This is a genomic window from Streptomyces sp. NPDC001927 (assembly GCF_053594455.1).
In genome coordinates, this window is sequence record NZ_JBSFEN010000005.1 from 593,630 (window position 1) to 610,226 (window position 16,597).

Annotated in this window: 11 protein-coding genes; 6 read left to right on the forward strand and 5 right to left on the reverse strand. The window is 73.0% G+C overall.

Annotated features, from left to right (window positions below):
* Positions 1 to 64: 64 nt before the first annotated feature.
* The 4 genes from ACWCO8_RS16650 to ACWCO8_RS16665 all read right to left on the reverse strand — a co-directional run bounded on the left by ACWCO8_RS16650 (position 65) and on the right by ACWCO8_RS16665 (position 5,264).
* The gene (locus ACWCO8_RS16650; protein ID WP_451032781.1) at positions 65 to 1,642 is read right to left on the reverse strand and encodes an alpha/beta hydrolase; all 1,578 of its coding nucleotides are present in this window, start codon (positions 1,640 to 1,642) and stop codon (positions 65 to 67) included.
* Positions 1,643 to 1,712: 70 nt separating this feature from the next.
* Complete coding sequence (locus ACWCO8_RS16655; protein WP_362011255.1) at positions 1,713 to 2,102, reverse strand: VOC family protein; 390 nt, start codon at positions 2,100 to 2,102, stop codon at positions 1,713 to 1,715.
* Positions 2,099 to 2,404 (reverse strand): ArsR/SmtB family transcription factor, encoded by a 306-nt coding sequence (locus tag ACWCO8_RS16660; RefSeq protein WP_451032782.1) that lies wholly within the window; start codon positions 2,402 to 2,404, stop codon positions 2,099 to 2,101. The genes ACWCO8_RS16655 and ACWCO8_RS16660 overlap by 4 nt, the downstream gene beginning before the upstream one ends.
* A 70-nt stretch (positions 2,405 to 2,474) precedes the next feature.
* Positions 2,475 to 5,264: a lysylphosphatidylglycerol synthase domain-containing protein gene (locus ACWCO8_RS16665; protein WP_451032783.1), complete on the reverse strand. Its 2,790-nt coding sequence runs from the start codon at positions 5,262 to 5,264 to the stop codon at positions 2,475 to 2,477.
* A 189-nt stretch (positions 5,265 to 5,453) separates the two neighbouring features.
* Here ACWCO8_RS16665 and ACWCO8_RS16670 point away from each other — a divergent pair, with 189 nt between their 5' ends.
* The 6 genes from ACWCO8_RS16670 (at position 5,454) to nudC (ending at position 16,252) form a co-directional block, all read left to right on the forward strand.
* Complete coding sequence (locus ACWCO8_RS16670) at positions 5,454 to 5,876, forward strand: MGMT family protein (protein WP_451032784.1); 423 nt, start codon at positions 5,454 to 5,456, stop codon at positions 5,874 to 5,876.
* 157 nt (positions 5,877 to 6,033) lie between these two features.
* Positions 6,034 to 9,459: an ATP-dependent helicase gene (locus ACWCO8_RS16675; RefSeq protein ID WP_451032785.1), complete on the forward strand. Its 3,426-nt coding sequence runs from the start codon at positions 6,034 to 6,036 to the stop codon at positions 9,457 to 9,459.
* 100 nt (positions 9,460 to 9,559) lie between these two features.
* Positions 9,560 to 10,384 (forward strand): hypothetical protein, encoded by an 825-nt coding sequence (locus ACWCO8_RS16680; RefSeq protein WP_451032786.1) that lies wholly within the window; start codon positions 9,560 to 9,562, stop codon positions 10,382 to 10,384.
* 51 nt (positions 10,385 to 10,435) lie between these two features.
* Positions 10,436 to 13,822 carry a UvrD-helicase domain-containing protein gene (locus ACWCO8_RS16685; RefSeq protein ID WP_451032787.1) on the forward strand — a complete coding sequence of 1,129 codons (3,387 nt, stop codon included), beginning with the start codon at positions 10,436 to 10,438 and terminating at the stop codon, positions 13,820 to 13,822.
* A gap of 10 nt (positions 13,823 to 13,832) precedes the next feature.
* Positions 13,833 to 15,269: a dipeptidase gene (locus ACWCO8_RS16690; RefSeq protein WP_451032788.1), complete on the forward strand. Its 1,437-nt coding sequence runs from the start codon at positions 13,833 to 13,835 to the stop codon at positions 15,267 to 15,269.
* Entirely contained in the window at positions 15,266 to 16,252 is a 987-nt protein-coding gene (gene nudC, locus ACWCO8_RS16695; protein WP_451032789.1) for an NAD(+) diphosphatase, read from the forward strand. The genes ACWCO8_RS16690 and nudC overlap by 4 nt, the downstream gene beginning before the upstream one ends.
* Positions 16,253 to 16,341: 89 nt before the next feature.
* Here nudC and ACWCO8_RS16700 read toward each other — a convergent pair whose 3' ends face one another.
* Positions 16,342 to 16,584 (reverse strand): mycoredoxin, encoded by a 243-nt coding sequence (locus ACWCO8_RS16700; protein WP_149547526.1) that lies wholly within the window; start codon positions 16,582 to 16,584, stop codon positions 16,342 to 16,344.
* Positions 16,585 to 16,597 lie beyond the last annotated feature (13 nt).

Here is a 16,597-nt window from a genome sequence, read left to right on the forward strand (position 1 = left end):
CGTATGCGCAGTATGGGCCGTGTGGACAAGGCAACCCCCGTGAGCCGGACCGGAAGCCGCCATCCTATGCAGACGGCTCCTTGCAGACGGTGCCCGAGGCCGGGATCCTGCCGTCCAGGAAGTAGCCGTTGACGGCGTTCTGCACGCACGCGTTGCCGCTGTTGTACGCGCCGTGGCCCTCGCCCTCGTACGTGATCTCCACGCCGACGCCGTCGCCGAGCGCCTCCACCATGGCCCGGCTGCCTTCGTACGGCGTCGCCGGGTCGCCCGTCGTGCCGAGCACGAGGATGGGGGCGGAGCCGGGCGCGGAGACGTCGGGGTGCTCCCAGGTGCCGGGGACCGGCCACTGGGAGCAGCTCGACAGCGCCCAGCCCATGTAGGGGCCGAAGACGGCCGAGGTCTTCTCGAACTCCGGCAGCCGCTCCTTGGCCTGGCCGAGGGTGTAGCGCTCCTTGTAGTCCACGCAGTTGATGGCCGCGTTGGCGGCCTGGATGTTGCTGTAACTGCCGTTCTGGTCGCGGCCGTTCATGGAGTCGGAGAGGGCGAGGAGGAGTCCGCCGTCGCCGCCGTCGGCGGCGTCGAGGCCCTGCTCCAGGTACTGCCAGAACTCCTTCGAGTACAGCGACTGCGCGATGCCGTTGATGGCCTGGGTCTGGGTGAGCTTGCGGTCGCCGATGCCAGGGATCGGCTTCTCGTCGAGCTCGGCGAGCAGGTCGAGGATGAAGCCCTCGATCTCGGCGACCGTCGAGCCGGGCAGCGTGCACTCGTCGCCGCGCGCCACGCAGTCCTTCGCGAAGTTGTCCAGGGCGAGCTGGAAGCCCCTGGCCTGGCCGAGGGCGCCCTCCTCGGTGCCGGCGTCCGGGTCGATGACCGCGTCGAAGAGGGCGCGGCCCACGTTCTTCGGGAACATGTGGGCGTACACGCCGCCGAGTTCGGTGCCGTACGAGATGCCGAAGTAGTGGAGCTTGTCGTCGCCGAGGACCTGGCGCATCAGGTCCATGTCGCGGGCGGCGTTCTCGGTACCGACGTGGGGGAGCATCTCGCCGGACTCGTCTTCGCAGCCGGTGGCGTACTTCTTCTGCGCGTCGGCCAGGGTCCGTTCCTCGGCGGCGTCGTCCGGGGTGAAGTCCAGGGCGTAGTAGGCGTCCAGCTCCTTGTCGCCGAGGCAGTTGACGTCCTCGCTGCGGCCGACGCCACGCGGGTCGAAGGAGACCAGGTCGTAGCGGGAGCGGAGCTTCTCGTAGTCCGGCGCGAAGGACGGCAGGCCGGTGACGCCGGAGCCGCCGGGGCCGCCGAAGTTGTAGATCATGGAGCCGATCCGGCGCTCCTGGTCACGGGCCTTGGCGCGGATCAGGGCCAGCTCGATCGTCTCGCCGCCGGGATCGGCGTAGTCGCGCGGCGCGTCCATGAAGGAGCACTCCCAGGGGGTGCCGCCGGGGAGCGGGGAGGGGGCCGCGCCGCCGCCCTCGGCTGGCGACGGTGGCGGGCAGGGCGCCCACTCCAGCTGCTGGGCCGCGAGTCCGGCGAGATCCGTGGGCCGGTCCGACGCCTCGTCGTTGTCGCCGCCGTTCGAGCATCCGGCGGCGAGCAGCACGGTGGTCGCGGTGAAGAGGGCGGCGCGCTGCGCGGCGGAGATCGGCATAGGGCCATGGTCCGCCGGACCCCTGTCCCCCGCGCGGGCGAGTGGGCCAGCCGGGGGAGGGGTCGGGTCGCTACGCGGCGTGGACGAGCTGGATGAGGTTTCCGCAGGTGTCGTCGAAGACCGCCGTCGTGACGTTGCCCATGGCCAGCGGGTCCTGGGTGAACCGCACGCCGCGCGCGGTCAGCCGGTCGAACTCCGCCTGTACGTCGTCGACGGCGAAGGAGGCGAGCGGGATGCCGTCGTTGAACAGCGCCTCGCGGTACGGCTTCACCGCGGGGTGCCCCTGCGAGGGCTCCAGGAGCAGCTCGGTCCCCTCCGGGTGCTCGGGGGAGACCACGGTCAGCCACAGGGCCGCGCCCAGCGGGATCTCGTGCTTGAGCTGGAAGCCGAGGACGTCGGTGTAGAAGGCCTGCGCCTTCTTCTGGTCGTCGACGTAGATCGGGGTGAGGTGGATCCTCATGGGGTGCTCTCCGGTGTGTCGGGGGGTGTGTCCGGCCTGAGCCACCGGGTCACGATGCGCTCGAGCGGTCCGGCCTGGAGGTCGTGGAACTTGTAGCGGCCCTCGCGCCGCGTCAGCACCAGACCTGCGGATTCCAGTACGGCCAGGTGCTGGCTGATCGCCTGACGGGACAGCCCCACGTCGTGCTTGGTCACCAGCCGCGTGCATATCTCGAAAAGGGTCTGACCGTCCCGGTCCACCAGCTCGTCGAGGATGAGCCGGCGGGTGGGGTCGGCCAGCGCCTTGAAGACATCATCAGCCACGACCCCCACGATAGGCAAGTAATGACTTGCCTATCAAGTGGAGGTCACCGGACACCGTCCTGCCGGACCCCTAGAGCGCTCCCCGCTTCGTCAGCCAGTTGAAGCAGATCCAGCCCGGCAGCACCGGCAGCCACAGCGTCAGGAGCCGGTACAGGAGCACCGCCGGCGTCGCGACCTCCAGCGGGAGACCGACCGCCACCAGACCGAAGGTCAGCGCGCCCTCGACCGCGCCCACACCGCCCGGGGTCGGCGCTGCCGAGCCGAGGGCGTTGCCCGCGAGGAAGACGACGGCCACGCTCGCGTAGCTCAGCCCCTGCGCGTCGTGGCCGAACGCGCGGATCGAGGCGTCCAGGCAGAGCACGAACACACCGGTCAGGAGCAGCATGCCGCCGATGCCCGTGAGCAGCTTCAGCGGCCGCTGGAGCACGTCCAGCATGCGCGGCACGACACCCGCGAAGAGCGAACGCAGCCGCGTCGAGACGAACTTCCGCATGAACGGGATCGCCGTCACGACGAGGACCAGGACCGCCACCGTCAACAGGCCGGCGATGACCGTCCGCGACGGGGTGAACGACTGCGACTTCTCCGTACCCGTCAGATAGCCGAAGGCGAGCAGGAGCAGGATGTGCGCGCCGAGCCCGAACAGCTGCGACGCGCCCACGCTCGCCACCGCGAGCCCCGGCCGCACCCCCGAGCGCTGGAGGAACCGGGTGTTCAGCGCGACACCGCCGACCGCCGCCGGGGCGACGATCTTCACGAACGACCCGGCCACCTGGGCGACGACCGTGCGCCAGAACCCGACGCGCTCCGGTACGAAGCCCAGCAGGCTCATCGCGGCGGCGATGTAGCTCAGCGCCGAGAACAGCACGGCGGCGGCCACCCAGCGCCAGTCGGCCGAGCTGATCGTCGACAGCGGTGTCCGGGCGATCTGCGAGAGCAGGAAGTACGCGGCGACGGCGCCGGCGATGAGGCTGATGAGCGTGCGCGGCTTGATCCGCTCAAGACGGACCGGTTCGACCGGTGCCTGCGGGCGGATCAGCAGTACCTGCTGGCGGATCTGCGCCAGCAGATCCTCCTCGCGGGCGTCGTCGAGCGCCTCGTCGATGGCCCGCTTCTCGGCCTGCTTCTCCGCCTTCTCCAGCTTCCGGTCCGACTTGCGGTCGACCTTGGACTCGACCGCGCCGGTACTGGACTCGGCCGCGGCGGCCTCGACGCGGGCCTGCTTGGCCGCCTCCGAGGCCGCGATGACGGCCTCGCGCTCCCGCTTGGACCGCTCGCGGGCCAGTCTCCTGAGCGTCGCGCGCGTGGAGCGGCTCAGCGCGATCGGCTGGAGGAGCGGGAGACAGTCGGCGATGGCGTCCGGGCCGAGCACGTCCACGGCCCCGGCCACCGCGCGCTCGGCGCCCACCCGCAGACCCAGGGTGGTGAGCAGCTGGGCGATGTCCATCCGCAGGATCAGGTCGCCCGCGGCGATCTCGCCGCCCCGCAGGTCGGTCAGGATCACCTTGCCGGAACGATCCACCAGAATCGCGTCGCCCGTGAGCCGCCGGTGCGCGATCCGGCGCGACTGGAGCGCCCGCACCTGACGCCAGGCGCTGCGCACCAGCTCGTCGGTGATCTCGGCGTCGTCCAGCGAGTCCAGGGTCCGGCCGCCCAGGTGCTCGTACACGAGCATCACGGCGTCCGGACCGAGCTCCGAGGTGGCGATCAGCTTGGGCGCGTTCGCCCCGGCGGCGATCGCCGCGTACGCGAGCAGCGCCTCCTGCTCCAGGGCCTGGCGCAGCGAGACGATCGAGCGGCGGGTGGTGATCGCCCGCAGGGTCAGCCTGCGCCACGCGCGGTAGAAGAAGCCGTGCGCCTGCTGTTCACGGTCCACGACCGTGACGTCCAGCGGGGCGCCTTCCTCCAGCGTGACGATGTACCGGCGGCCGCGGTCCCCGCTGTCGGCGGAGTCCGGCACGCCCGCGCCCTCGGCGCGCAGCGCCGTGACCGGCTTGAAGCCGACCCGGCGCAGACCGGCGAGCAGGGTCTGCCCGGTGGGGCGGACGTTCGGGGAGCCGACCGCGTAGAGCGTTCCGTACGCGACGGTCCAGCCGATCAGGACGGTCAGGATCACCGAGAACGCGGTGGTGTACCCGGCGACCAGCATCGTGAACGCGTCGAGCAGCAGCACCGCCCACAGGCTCACCCGCCAGCGCGGGCGGCGGGCCATGCCGACGGCCGTCATGTACGCGATGACGGGCGCGAGGTAGTTGTGCACCGGGTCGGTGAGACCGCCCCCGGTCGCGGGCTGGGTCAGCGCGTCCTGGATGGTGCCGGGCGCGGCCTTGGCGACCCAGAGGTCGGTGGCGAGCGTGACGCCGTGGGCGAGGACGGCGGCGAGGACGCCGTCGGCGATCCGCAGCCCGTCGCGTTTGATCAGCCGTTCGATGGCGAAGGCGACCGGCACGAGCAGGACGGCGATGCTGGAGACGAGCCCGGCGATCTTGACGAAGACGTCGGGGGCGCCACCCGCGCCCTTGTTGATGTCCTCCTCGAGACCGGAGGTCGTGCCGTGGGCGAAGGCGGCGATGGCGATGACCAGGGCGATGGCGAGAACGCCGATGAGCAGCCGCATCAGGTCGGACGGTCGGTGCACGCGCGCGGCGAGCAGCGGCTCGTCCTGCGAGACGCGCTCGCTCGGCTCGCCCTCGGGGACGGAGTCGGGGACGAGCTCGGGGGAGGGGCCGTGACCGAGGCGTCCGCCGTGGCCGAGACCGTGCGCCCGCGTGCCATGGGCGGGCGGGCCCGGGGTCGGCGTGCCGGGCGCGGGCGTGCCGGGGCGCGCCTCCTCCTCAGGAGGCTGAGCGTCGTGCCCCATCACCATGTCCGTCTCTGCCTGTGTCGTACGTACCGCGTGTGCCGCGTGTTTGTCGTCTCGTACGAATTCTTGTTCTTCTTGTTCGTCTTGTCGCTCTTGATCTCGTATCACCAGTCACCGCCCGGACGATGGTGGCATGAAGCGGGGGCCCACGGAGGCAACAGGGCGTTGTCGGTGGGGTGAGGCAGGATGGGGCGGATGAGCGTGGAGGAGCTTCCGGAGTACGCGGAACGGGTCCTGGAGGTCGCGGAGCTGATCCCGCCGGGCCGCGTGATGACGTACGGAGACGTGGCCGAGTGGCTCGGCGAGGGAGGCCCGCGCCAGGTCGGCCGGGTGATGTCCCTCTACGGCGGGGCGGTGCCGTGGTGGCGTGTGGTGCGCGCGGACGGCGCGCTCCTGCCGGGCCACGAGCTGCGCGCCCTCGGCCACTACCGCGAGGAGGGCACACCGCTGCGGCAGGCCGGCCGGTCCGCCGACGGGCATGTGCCGAAGATCGACATGCGGCGGGCGCGGTGGGACGGGCGGCAGGACGGCGGGTCCGGCGAGGGCGGGCCGCAGGACGGCTCTGAGGCCTCTCACGGCTCCGGCGGGCGTGCGGGAACTCACACGTGACAGCTTTGCCCATGGCCGGACGGGCCGGACGGCCCGATGACGGTACGGAGGCCCGTACGGAGTACGGCACGGTCGCCCTCCGTTTCCCGTAACGTCGTCGTTCGCCCCGTACACGTCTCCACCTCTCCACCACTTCGCTCAGGACCGGTCGATCCACGTGAGTTCCTCCTCCACCACCCGGCGCACGCCGTACCAGGGGCGGACCACGGGCGCGTACCGGCTGGTGCGCACCGAGCCGGAGCGGGCGGATCCCCCTGTCCTTGACGCAACGCAGCGCGAAGTGGTTGACCACGCCGGCGGACCACTCCTCGTCCTCGCCGGACCGGGCACGGGAAAGACGACGACGCTGGTGGAGTCGGTCGCCGCCCGGATCGAGAAGGGCGCCGACCCCGAGCGGATCCTCGTCCTCACCTTCAGCCGCAAGGCCGCCGTCGAACTGCGCGACCGGATGGCCGCGCGGCTCGGCGGGAACAGGCCGCCGCAGGCGACCACCTTCCACTCCTACTGCTACGCCCTCATCCGCGCCCACCAGGACGCGGAGCTCTTCGCCGAGCCGCTGCGGCTGCTGTCCGGACCGGAACAGGACCTCGCCGTACGGGAGCTCCTCGAGGGCCAGATCGACCTGGCGAAGGCGGGGCTCGCACGCGTGCGGTGGCCCGACGAACTGCGGGCCTGCCTGACGACCCGGGGCTTCGCCGACGAGGTACGGGCCGTCCTCGCGCGCTCCCGCGAGCTGGGGCTCGGGCCGAGGGCGCTCGCCGAGTTCGCCCAGCGGGTGGGGCGGCCGGACTGGAAGGCGGCGGCTGGCTTCCTCGCGGAGTACCTGGACGTCCTGGACCTCCAGGGGGTCCTCGACTACACGGAGCTGGTGCACCGGGCGGTGCTGCTCGCCGAGCGGGTGACGCTGCCCGAGTACGACGCGGTCTTCGTGGACGAGTACCAGGACACCGACCCGGCGCAGGTACGGCTGCTGCGGGCGCTGGTGGGGGGCGGCCGCACGGTGGTCGCCTTCGGCGACCCGGACCAGTCGATCTACGCCTTCCGGGGCGCGGACGTGAACGGCATCCTCGACTTCCCCGACGCCTTCGCGGGCCACGGCGGGCGCCCGGCGGAGGTCCGGGTCCTGACGCGTTCCCGGCGCTCGGGCGCGGAGCTGCTCGGCGCGACCCGGGAGCTCACCCGGCGCATGCCGCTGCCCCGGCTGCCCGCCGACAAGGTCCGCGCCCACCGCGACCTGGCGCCGGTGCGCGACGGCGGCCGCCTCGACGTCTTCACGTACCCGACGGCGTCCACGGAGTCCGACAACATCGCCGACCTGCTGCGCCGGGCGCACCTGGAGGACGGGGTCCCCTGGCACGACATGGCGGTCCTCGTCCGCGCGACCTCCACCGTCCCGGGCCTCCGCCGCGCCCTCACCGCCGCCGGGGTCCCGCTGGAGACCGACACCGCGGACACCCCGCTGCGCCACGAACCGGCGGTGGCCCCGCTGCTGCTGGCGTTGCGGGCGGCGGCGCGGGCGACCCCGACCCCGACGCCGACGGACGGGGTTCCTGAGGCGGAGGCCGACGCTTCGGAGGCCGATGTCACAGAGGCCGGCGCTTCGGAGGCCGATGTCGCGGAGGCGGACGCTTCGGAGGCCGAAGCTGCGGAGGCGGACGCTTCGGAGGCTCTCGAAGTCCCCGAGGGCGGTCCGCAGGCCCCCGCCCCCGCCTGGCTCGACACCGAGACCGCGCTCTCGCTGCTCGCCTCGCCGCTCGCCGCGATGGACCCCGCCGACCTGCGGCGGCTCGGGCGGGCGCTGCGGGACGAGGAGCGGGCCGGGGGCAACAAGGTGCCGCCGCCCTCCGACCTCCTGCTCGCCCGCGCGCTCGCCGAGCCCGAGCGGCTCGTCGCGCACGACCAGTCGTACGCCCGTGGTGCCAAGCGGCTCGGCGAGCTGCTCCGGCAGGCCCGCGAGCGCCTCGCCGCCGGCGGCACCGCCGAGGAGGCCCTCTGGCTGCTCTGGAGCGGCACCCCCTGGCCCGGCCGGCTGGAGCGCGCCGCGCTCCGGGGTGGCCCGGCCGGCCGCAACGCCGACCGTGACCTCGACGCCGTGTGCGCGCTCTTCGAGACCGCCGCCCGCGCTGAGGACCGTGTCGGTGGCCGCGGCGCCCTGAACTTCCTCGAAGAGCTCGACGCCCAGGACATCGCCGCCGACACCCTCTCCAAGCGCCAGACTCGCCCCGACGCCGTCCGCCTCATGACCGCCCACCGCTCCAAGGGCCTCGAATGGAGCCTCGTCGTCGTGGCCGGGGTCCAGGAGGGCCTCTGGCCCGACCTGCGCCGCCGTGGCTCCCTCCTGGAGGCCGACCGCATCGGCCGCGACGGCATCGCCGAGCCCCTCACTCCCGGCGCCCTCCTCGCCGAGGAGCGCCGGCTCTTCTACGTCGCCGCCACCCGCGCCCGCGACCGGCTCGTCGTCACCGCCGTCAAGACCCCCGCCGACGACGGCGACCAGCCCTCCCGCTTCCTCACCGAACTCGGCCCCGAACCCAAGGACGTCACCGGCCGCCCCCGCCGTCCTCTCGCCGTCGCCGCGCTCGTCGCCGAGCTGCGCGCCACGACCGTCGACCCGGCCGCCTCCGACGCCCTCCGGGACGCCGCCGCGCAGCGCCTCGCCCAGCTCGCCGCGCTCACCGACGACGAGGGCCAGCCGCTCGTCCCGGCCGCCCACCCGGACCGCTGGTGGGGCCTGTTCGAGCCCACCCGCAGCCAGGTGCCGCTCCGCGACCGGGACCACCCCGTCGCCCTCTCCGGCTCGGCCCTCGACCAGCTCGCCAACACCTGCGCCCTCCAGTGGTTCCTGGGCCGCGAGGTGAAGGCCGCCGCGCCCGCGACCGCCGCCCAGGGCTTCGGCAACGTCGTCCACGTCCTCGCCGACGAGGTCGCCTCCGGCCGTACCCCCGCCGACCTCGACGTCCTCATGGCCCGGCTCGACTCGGTCTGGGACGCGCTCGCCTTCGACGCGCCCTGGAAGTCCGCCCAGGAGAAGCAGCACGCGCGCGTGGCGCTGGAACGCTTCCTGCGCTGGCACGTCATGGACCGCGGCGGCCGTACCCCCGCCGCCACCGAGCACGACTTCGACGTGACCCTCGAAGCGGGCGCGTACGAGGTGAGGATCCGCGGCTCCATGGACCGCGTCGAGACCGACGAGCACGGCCGCGCGTACGTCGTCGACTTCAAGACCGGCAAGTCCGCGCCCACCAAGGACGAGGTCGCCCACCACCCCCAGCTCGCCGTCTACCAGCTCGCGGTACGCGAAGGAGCCCTGGACGAGGTCTTCGACGGCCGCCGCCCCGACCCCGGCGGCGCCGAACTCGTCCAGCTGCGCCAGCCCGCCCCCAAGAAGGAGGGCGGGGAGACCCTGCCGAAGGTCCAGGCCCAGGAGCCCCTCGCGGGCGAGTGGGTCGGGGACCTGCTGGCCACCGCGGCCGGCCGGGTCCTCGACGAGCGCTTCGCCCCGAGCACCGGCCAGCACTGCACCCACTGCACTTTCCGCTCCGCGTGCAGCGCCCAGCCGGAGGGCCGCCACATCGTGGAGTGACGGTCGCGGATGACGGTCGCGCTACGCGCCCGAAGTCGCGGCCACCCGCCCCCGGGGTCACCCTGGTGGGTGAACGGGGGAATCCGCGAGGAGGCTCGCCATGGCGCCGTCCACCCCCCACCGCAGGGCCCGTAGGGCCGCGGCGGCCGTCTGCGCGGCCGCGACCGTCGCGGCGGCCGGGCTGACCGCTCCCGCCGCCTTTGCACAGCCGGGAACCGCCGCTCCCCAGGTGGCGGTCGCCGCCCCCACCCCCGACCCCTTCGCGAACCTCACCCCCGACGCCATCGCCGACCGGGCCGTCGACGCCACCCAGTCCGCGAGCTCGCTGCGGATGACCGGGCGGGTCGTGTCCGAGGGGCAGGCCCTCGACCTCGACATCGCCCTCGACGACAAGGACAACTGCACCGGCGTGATGAAGGTCGACGGCGGCACCGCCGAGCTGCGTCAGGCCGACCGGATCACGTACCTGAAGGGCGACGAGAAGTTCTGGCGCGCCTCCATGACCTCCCAGGGCGTGCCCCCGCCCCAGATCGACGCCACGATCGAACTGGTCAAGGGACGCTGGCTGAAGATCACGCCCGGGCAGGCCGGCAGCAGCGACCTGAGCGGGGTCTGCGACCTCGACGCGCTCCTCGCGGACCTCGGCGACGACAAGGGCGATCGCCAGGGCCTGACCCGGGGACCGGACGCCGAGGTCGACGGGACCCCGGTCGCGACCCTCGTGAACAAGAAGCCCGGCGGCGAGACGACCACGGTGTCCGTCGCGCAGGAGGGCAAGCCCTACATCCTCAAGATGGTCAAGACCGGCGGCGAGGAGCCGGGCTCCGTCGAGCTCTCCGACTTCGACAAGCCGGTCAGGGTCGTCGTACCGCCGGCGGACGAGACGGTGGACCTGACGAAGCTGGACCCGGGCACCCAGGCCTGAGGACGTCGCGCACGTACGGCGCTGTCAGTGGTGCCGGTTAGCCTCTCTGAGGTGACCGCACGCATCACCGACCCCGAGCAGCTCAAGGAGCTTCTCGGCATCCCGTTCACCCCGGAGCAGACGGCCTGCATCATCGCGCCGCCCGCCCCGCAGGTCATCGTGGCCGGAGCCGGTTCCGGCAAGACGACGGTGATGGCAGCCCGGGTGGTCTGGCTGGTCGGCACGGGCCAGGTCGCGCCCGAACAGGTCCTCGGCCTGACCTTCACCAACAAGGCCGCCGGCGAACTCGCCGAACGCGTCCGCACCGCCCTCGTACGAGCCGGGGTCACCGACCCCGACACGATCGACCCGGACAACCCCCCGGGCGAGCCCCGCATCTCGACGTACCACGCCTTCGCCGGTCAGCTCCTGACCGACCACGGTCTGCGCATCGGCCTGGAGCCCACCTCCCGCCTCCTCGCCGACGCCACCCGCTACCAGCTCGCCGCGCGCGTGCTGCGCGAGGCGCCCGGACCGTACCCGGCGCTCACCAAGTCCTTCCCGACCCTCGTCAGCGACCTCCTCGCCCTCGACGCCGAGCTGGCCGAACACCTCGTGGGGCCCGAGGAGCTGAGGGCGTACGACTCCGAGCTCCTCGACACGCTCTCCCGCGCCAAGCTCACCAACGCCGACCTGCGCAAGGTCCCCGAGGCGGCCGCCGCCCGCCGCGAGCTGCTCGACCTCGTCGTCCGCTACCGCGCCGCCAAGCGCTCCCGCGACCTGCTCGACTTCGGCGACCAGATCGCCCTCTCCGCCGAACTCGCCACCACGCGCGCGGAGGTCGGCGCGATCCTGCGCGACGAGTTCCGGGTGGTGCTCCTGGACGAGTACCAGGACACGTCCGTCGCCCAGCGGCTCCTGCTCTCCGGCCTCTTCGGCGGGGGTACGGGACACGCCGTCACCGCCGTCGGCGACCCCTGCCAGGCGATCTACGGCTGGCGCGGCGCCTCCGTCGCCAACCTGGACGACTTCCCCGCCCACTTCCCGTACGAGGACGGCACCCCCGCCACCCGCCACGCGCTCTCCGAGAACCGACGCAGCGGCGGCCGCCTCCTCGACCTCGCCAACGGGCTCGCCACGCCCCTGCGCGCCATGCACGCGGGCGTGGAGGCGCTGCGCCCGGCCCCGGGCGCCGAACGCGACGGCTCGGTACGGATCGCCCTCCTGCCCACCCACGCCGAGGAGATCGACTGGCTCGCCGACTCCCTCGCCCACCTGGTCCGCACGGGCAAGGAGCCCGGCGAGATCGCGGTCCTGTGCCGGACGGCGACCGACTTCCCGGCCATCCAGGCCGCGCTGGTCGCCCGTGACGTGCCCGTCGAGGTCGTCGGCCTCTCCGGGCTGCTCCACCTCCCCGAGATCGCCGACCTCGTCGCCGTCTGCGAGGTCCTCCAGGACCCCGGCGCCAACGCCTCCCTGGTCCGTCTCCTGACCGGCCCCCGCTGGCGCATCGGCCCCCGCGACCTCGCGCTCCTGGGCCGCCGCGCCCGCCTCCTCGTCCACCGCGAGCGTGCCGGGGACGACGGCGCCGACGCCGACGAGCGGCTCGCGGCGGCGGTCGAGGGCGTCGACCCGGCCGAGGTCGTGTCGCTCGCCGACGCGCTCGACACCTTCCTGGACTCCGGTGGGGAGGACGACGGCCTGCCGTTCTCCGGCGAGGCCCGGGTCCGCTTCGCCCGCCTCGCCGCCGAACTGCGCTCCCTGCGCTCCTCGCTCGCCGACCCCCTCATGGACGTCCTGCACCGGGTCCTCGCCACCACGGGCCTGGAAGTCGAACTCTCCGCCTCCCCGCACGCGCTCGCCGCCCGGCGCCGCGAGACCCTGTCGAACTTCCTCGACATAGCCGCCGGTTTCGCCTCCCTCGACGGCGAGGCGACCCTGCTGGCCTTCCTCGGCTTCCTGCGCACGGCCGCGCAGTACGAGAAGGGCCTCGACAACGCGCTCCCGGGCGGCGAGAACACGGTCAAGGTCCTCACCGCGCACAAGTCCAAGGGCCTGGAGTGGGACGTCGTGGCGGTGCCAGGCCTGGTCACCTCCCAGTTCCCGAGCACCAGGTCCCGCGAGTCGTGGACCTCGCAGCCGCAGGTCCTCCCGCACGCCCTGCGCGGCGACGCGGAGACGCTGCCGGCGATCACCACCTGGGACGCGGCGTCGCTGAAGAGCTTCAAGGAGGCGATGCGGGACCACCAGCACACCGAGGAGCTCCGCCTCGGCTATGTGACCTTCACCCGCCCCCGCTCCCTCCTCCTCGCCTCCGCCCACTGGTGGGGCCCGTCGCAGAAGAAGCCCCGCGGCCCCTCGGACTTCCTCCACGCCCTGTACGACCACTGCGCGGCGGGCTTCGGCGAGATCGAGGCCTGGGAGGACGAACCGGAGAAGGAAGCAGAGAACCCCACCCTCCAGGAACACACAAAGGACGAGGCCTGGCCGCTTCCGCTGGACCCCACGAGCTTGGAGCGCCGCCGCAAGGCAGCGGAGCACGTCATGACCCGGCTGTGGGCATACGTTCCGCAGGGGCGGAACGGGTGGGCACAGCCCACGAACGCGCTGCCCGCGCCAGGGCCCTCCCCCCAGGACCCCGAGGACCTGTGGCCGGACGAGGAGCCTCCGTGGGACGAGGACCCGTTCTGGGACGACGAGCCCCCGGCTGACGGGATCCCCGGCCCCCGGGCGCCGGAGAACGGGGCGACCCCCGAGGAAGCCAGAACGATCGCCTCCTGGGACCGCGACCTCACCTCCCTCACCACAGAACTGAGACGCACCCGCGCCACCACCCGAGACGTCCTCCTGCCCGCCTACCTCTCCGCCTCCCAGGTCCTCCGCCTCGCCGAGGACCCCGACGGCTTCGCCCAGGAGCTGGCCCGGCCCATGCCCAAGCCCCCGCAGCCCGCCGCACGGCGCGGGACGCGGTTCCACGCGTGGGTGGAGTCCCGGTTCGAGGAGCTGCCGCTCCCCATGCTCGGCCCGGACGAGCTCCCCGGCGGCGAGGAGTTCGCCGGCGAACCGGAGATCGTGGACGAGCGTGACCTGGACGCGCTCAAGGAGGCCTTCGCCCTCACCGCGTACGCCCAGCGCACTCCGTACCGCGTCGAGGTCCCCGTGCACCTCTCGCTCGCGGGCCGGGTCGTCCGGGGCCGGATCGACGCCGTCTACCGCGACCCGGACACCGGCGCGTACGAGATCGTCGACTGGAAGACCAGCCACCTGCGCACCGCCGACCCGCTCCAGCTGGCGATCTACCGGCTCGGCTGGGCCGAGCAGCACGGCCTCGACCCCGACGAGGTCACCGCCGCCTTCGTGTACGTCCGTACGGGGGAGGTCGTACGTCCCAGGTCGCTCCCCGGCCGCACGGAGCTGGAGGGGATCCTGCTGGGTCGGCGCACTCCCGACGCCGGATAGGCTCAGGAGCATGAGCGAGACCCCGGACAGCGTCGTCCAGACCGTCGGTACCCAGGCGGTGCGCGCGTACATCGAGCAGCACCGCGCCGCCTTCCTCGACGACCTCGTCGCCTGGTTGCGCATCCCCTCCGTGTCGGCGCAGCCCGCCCACGCCGAGGACGTACGGCGCAGCGCGGGGTGGCTCGCGGAGAAGCTGACGGACACGGGGTTCACGACGGTCGAGGTCTGGGAGACGGCCGGCGCGCCCGCCGTCTTCGCCGAGTGGCTCTCCGACGACCCGGACGCCCCGACCGTGCTCGTCTACGGGCACCACGACGTCCAGCCCGCCGCCCGCGAGGACGGCTGGCACACCGACCCGTTCGAGCCGCACGTCACCGAGGGCCGGATGTACGCGCGCGGTGCCGCCGACGACAAGGGGCAGGTGTTCTTCCACACCCTCGGCGTCCGGGCCCACCTCGCCGCGACCGGGCGCACCGCGCCCGCCGTCAACCTGAAGCTGATCGTGGAGGGTGAGGAGGAGTCCGGTTCGCCACACTTCCGCGCCATCGTCGAGGCCCACGCGGACCGGCTCGCCGCCGACGCGGTGATCGTCTCCGACACCGGCATGTGGTCCGAGTCGACCCCGACGGTCTGCACCGGCATGCGCGGCGTCGCGGACTGCGAGATCGAGCTGTACGGCCCCGACCAGGACATCCACTCCGGTTCCTTCGGTGGCGCCGTGCCCAACCCGGCCACCGTCGCGGGCCGCCTGGTCGCCGCCCTGCACGACGAGCACGAGCGGGTCGCCATCCCCGGCTTCTACGAGGGCGTCACCGAGCTCTCCGAGGCCGAGCGGGCCCTCGTCGCCGAGCTGCCCTTCGACGAGGCGGCCTGGCTGGACACCGCCAAGTCCCACGGCACCCTCGGCGAGGCCGGGTTCTCCACCCTGGAGCGCGTCTGGGCCCGCCCCACCGCCGAGGTCAACGGCATCGGCGGCGGCTACCAGGGCCCCGGCGGCAAGACGATCGTCCCCGCCTCCGCCCAGCTGAAGCTCTCCTTCCGGCTGGTCGCGGGCCAGGACCCGGAGAAGATCGAACTGGCGGTGCGCGACTGGCTCGCCGCCCGTGTCCCCGCCGGCATCCGGTACGAGATCGTCTTCGGCGCCCCGACCCGGCCCTGCCTCACCCCGCTCGACCACCCGGCTCTCAAGGCGGTCGCGGGCGCGATGAGCCGGGCCTTCGACGGCGCCAAGGTCCGCTACACCCGCGAGGGCGGTTCGGGCCCCGCCGCCGACCTCCAGGACGTCCTGGGCGCACCGGTGCTGTTCCTCGGCATCTCGGTGCCGTCCGACGGCTGGCACGCCCCCAACGAGAAGATCGAGCTCGATCTCCTCCTCAAGGGCGCCGAGACCGCCGCCCATCTGTGGGGCGACCTGCCCGCCGCCCTGCGCAGCTCAGCCGCGCGATGAACCCACACAACGATCCGGGGGAGTTGGAAGTACCTGTGTCCACCTTGAACAGCCAGTTCGCGGACCGGCCGATCTCGCTCACCGCCCCGAGCGGCATCGACCGCGCCGCCCACCACCGCCTCGACGAGGCCTGGCTCGCGGCCGCCTGGAGCCACCCCACGACCCGGGTCTTCGTGGTGTCGGGCGGTCAGGTGCTGATCGACGACACCCCCGACGGGCGGACCGAACTCGTCATGACCCCGGCCTTCGAGGCCCCGGTCACCGAGACGCACCGCTACTTCCTGGGCACGGACGACGACGGCGTCTCCTACTTCGCCCTCCAGAAGGACTCCCTGCCCGGCCGCATGGACCAGTCCGCCCGCCCCGCCGGGCTGCGCGAGGCGGGCCTGCTGCTCTCGCCGCGCGACGCGGGCCTCATGGTGCACGCCGTCGCCCTGGAGAACTGGCAGCGCCTCCACCGCTTCTGCTCCCGCTGCGGCGAGCGCACGGTCATCGCGGCCGCCGGGCACATCCGCCGCTGCCAGGCCTGCGGCGCCGAGCACTACCCGCGGACCGACCCCGCCGTGATCATGCTGGTCACCGACGACCAGGACCGCGCCCTCCTGGGCCGCCAGGTGCACTGGCCGGAGGGACGGTTCTCGACCCTCGCGGGCTTCGTCGAGCCGGGCGAGTCGATCGAGCAGTCGGTGGCGCGCGAGGTCTTCGAGGAGGCCGGGGTCACCATCGGCGAGGTCGAGTACATCGCCAGCCAGCCCTGGCCGTTCCCGTCCAGCCTGATGCTGGGCTTCTTCGCGCACGCCACCTCCTCGGAGATAGACGTGGACGGCGAGGAGATCCACGAGGCCCGCTGGTTCTCCCGCGAGGACCTGGCCGCCGCCTTCGAGTCGGGCGAGGTGCTGCCCCCGTACGGCATCTCGATCGCCTCCCGGCTGATCGAGCTCTGGTACGGCAAGCCGCTCCCGAAGCCGGGCGACGTCGTCTGACGCCCCTCCCCACGAAACAGCCCCCGTCCGGGACTCCGGACGGGGGCTGTTTTCAGCCAGGCGGGCGAGGAGCCCAGAGGCTCGGGCGATCAGACGCCGACCTTCTGCTTGACCTGCGCGAGCGACGGGTTCGTCAGCGTCGAGCCGTCGGCGAAGAGGACGGTCGGAACGGTCTGGTTGCCCCCGTTGGCCTTCTCCACGAACGCGGCCGACTCGGGGTCCTGCTCGATGTTGATCTCGGTGTACGCGATGCCCTCGCGGTCCATCTGGCTCTTCAGCCGACGGCAGTAGCCGCACCACGTCGTGCTGTACATCGTCACAGTGCCCTGCATGGTCTGGCGCTCC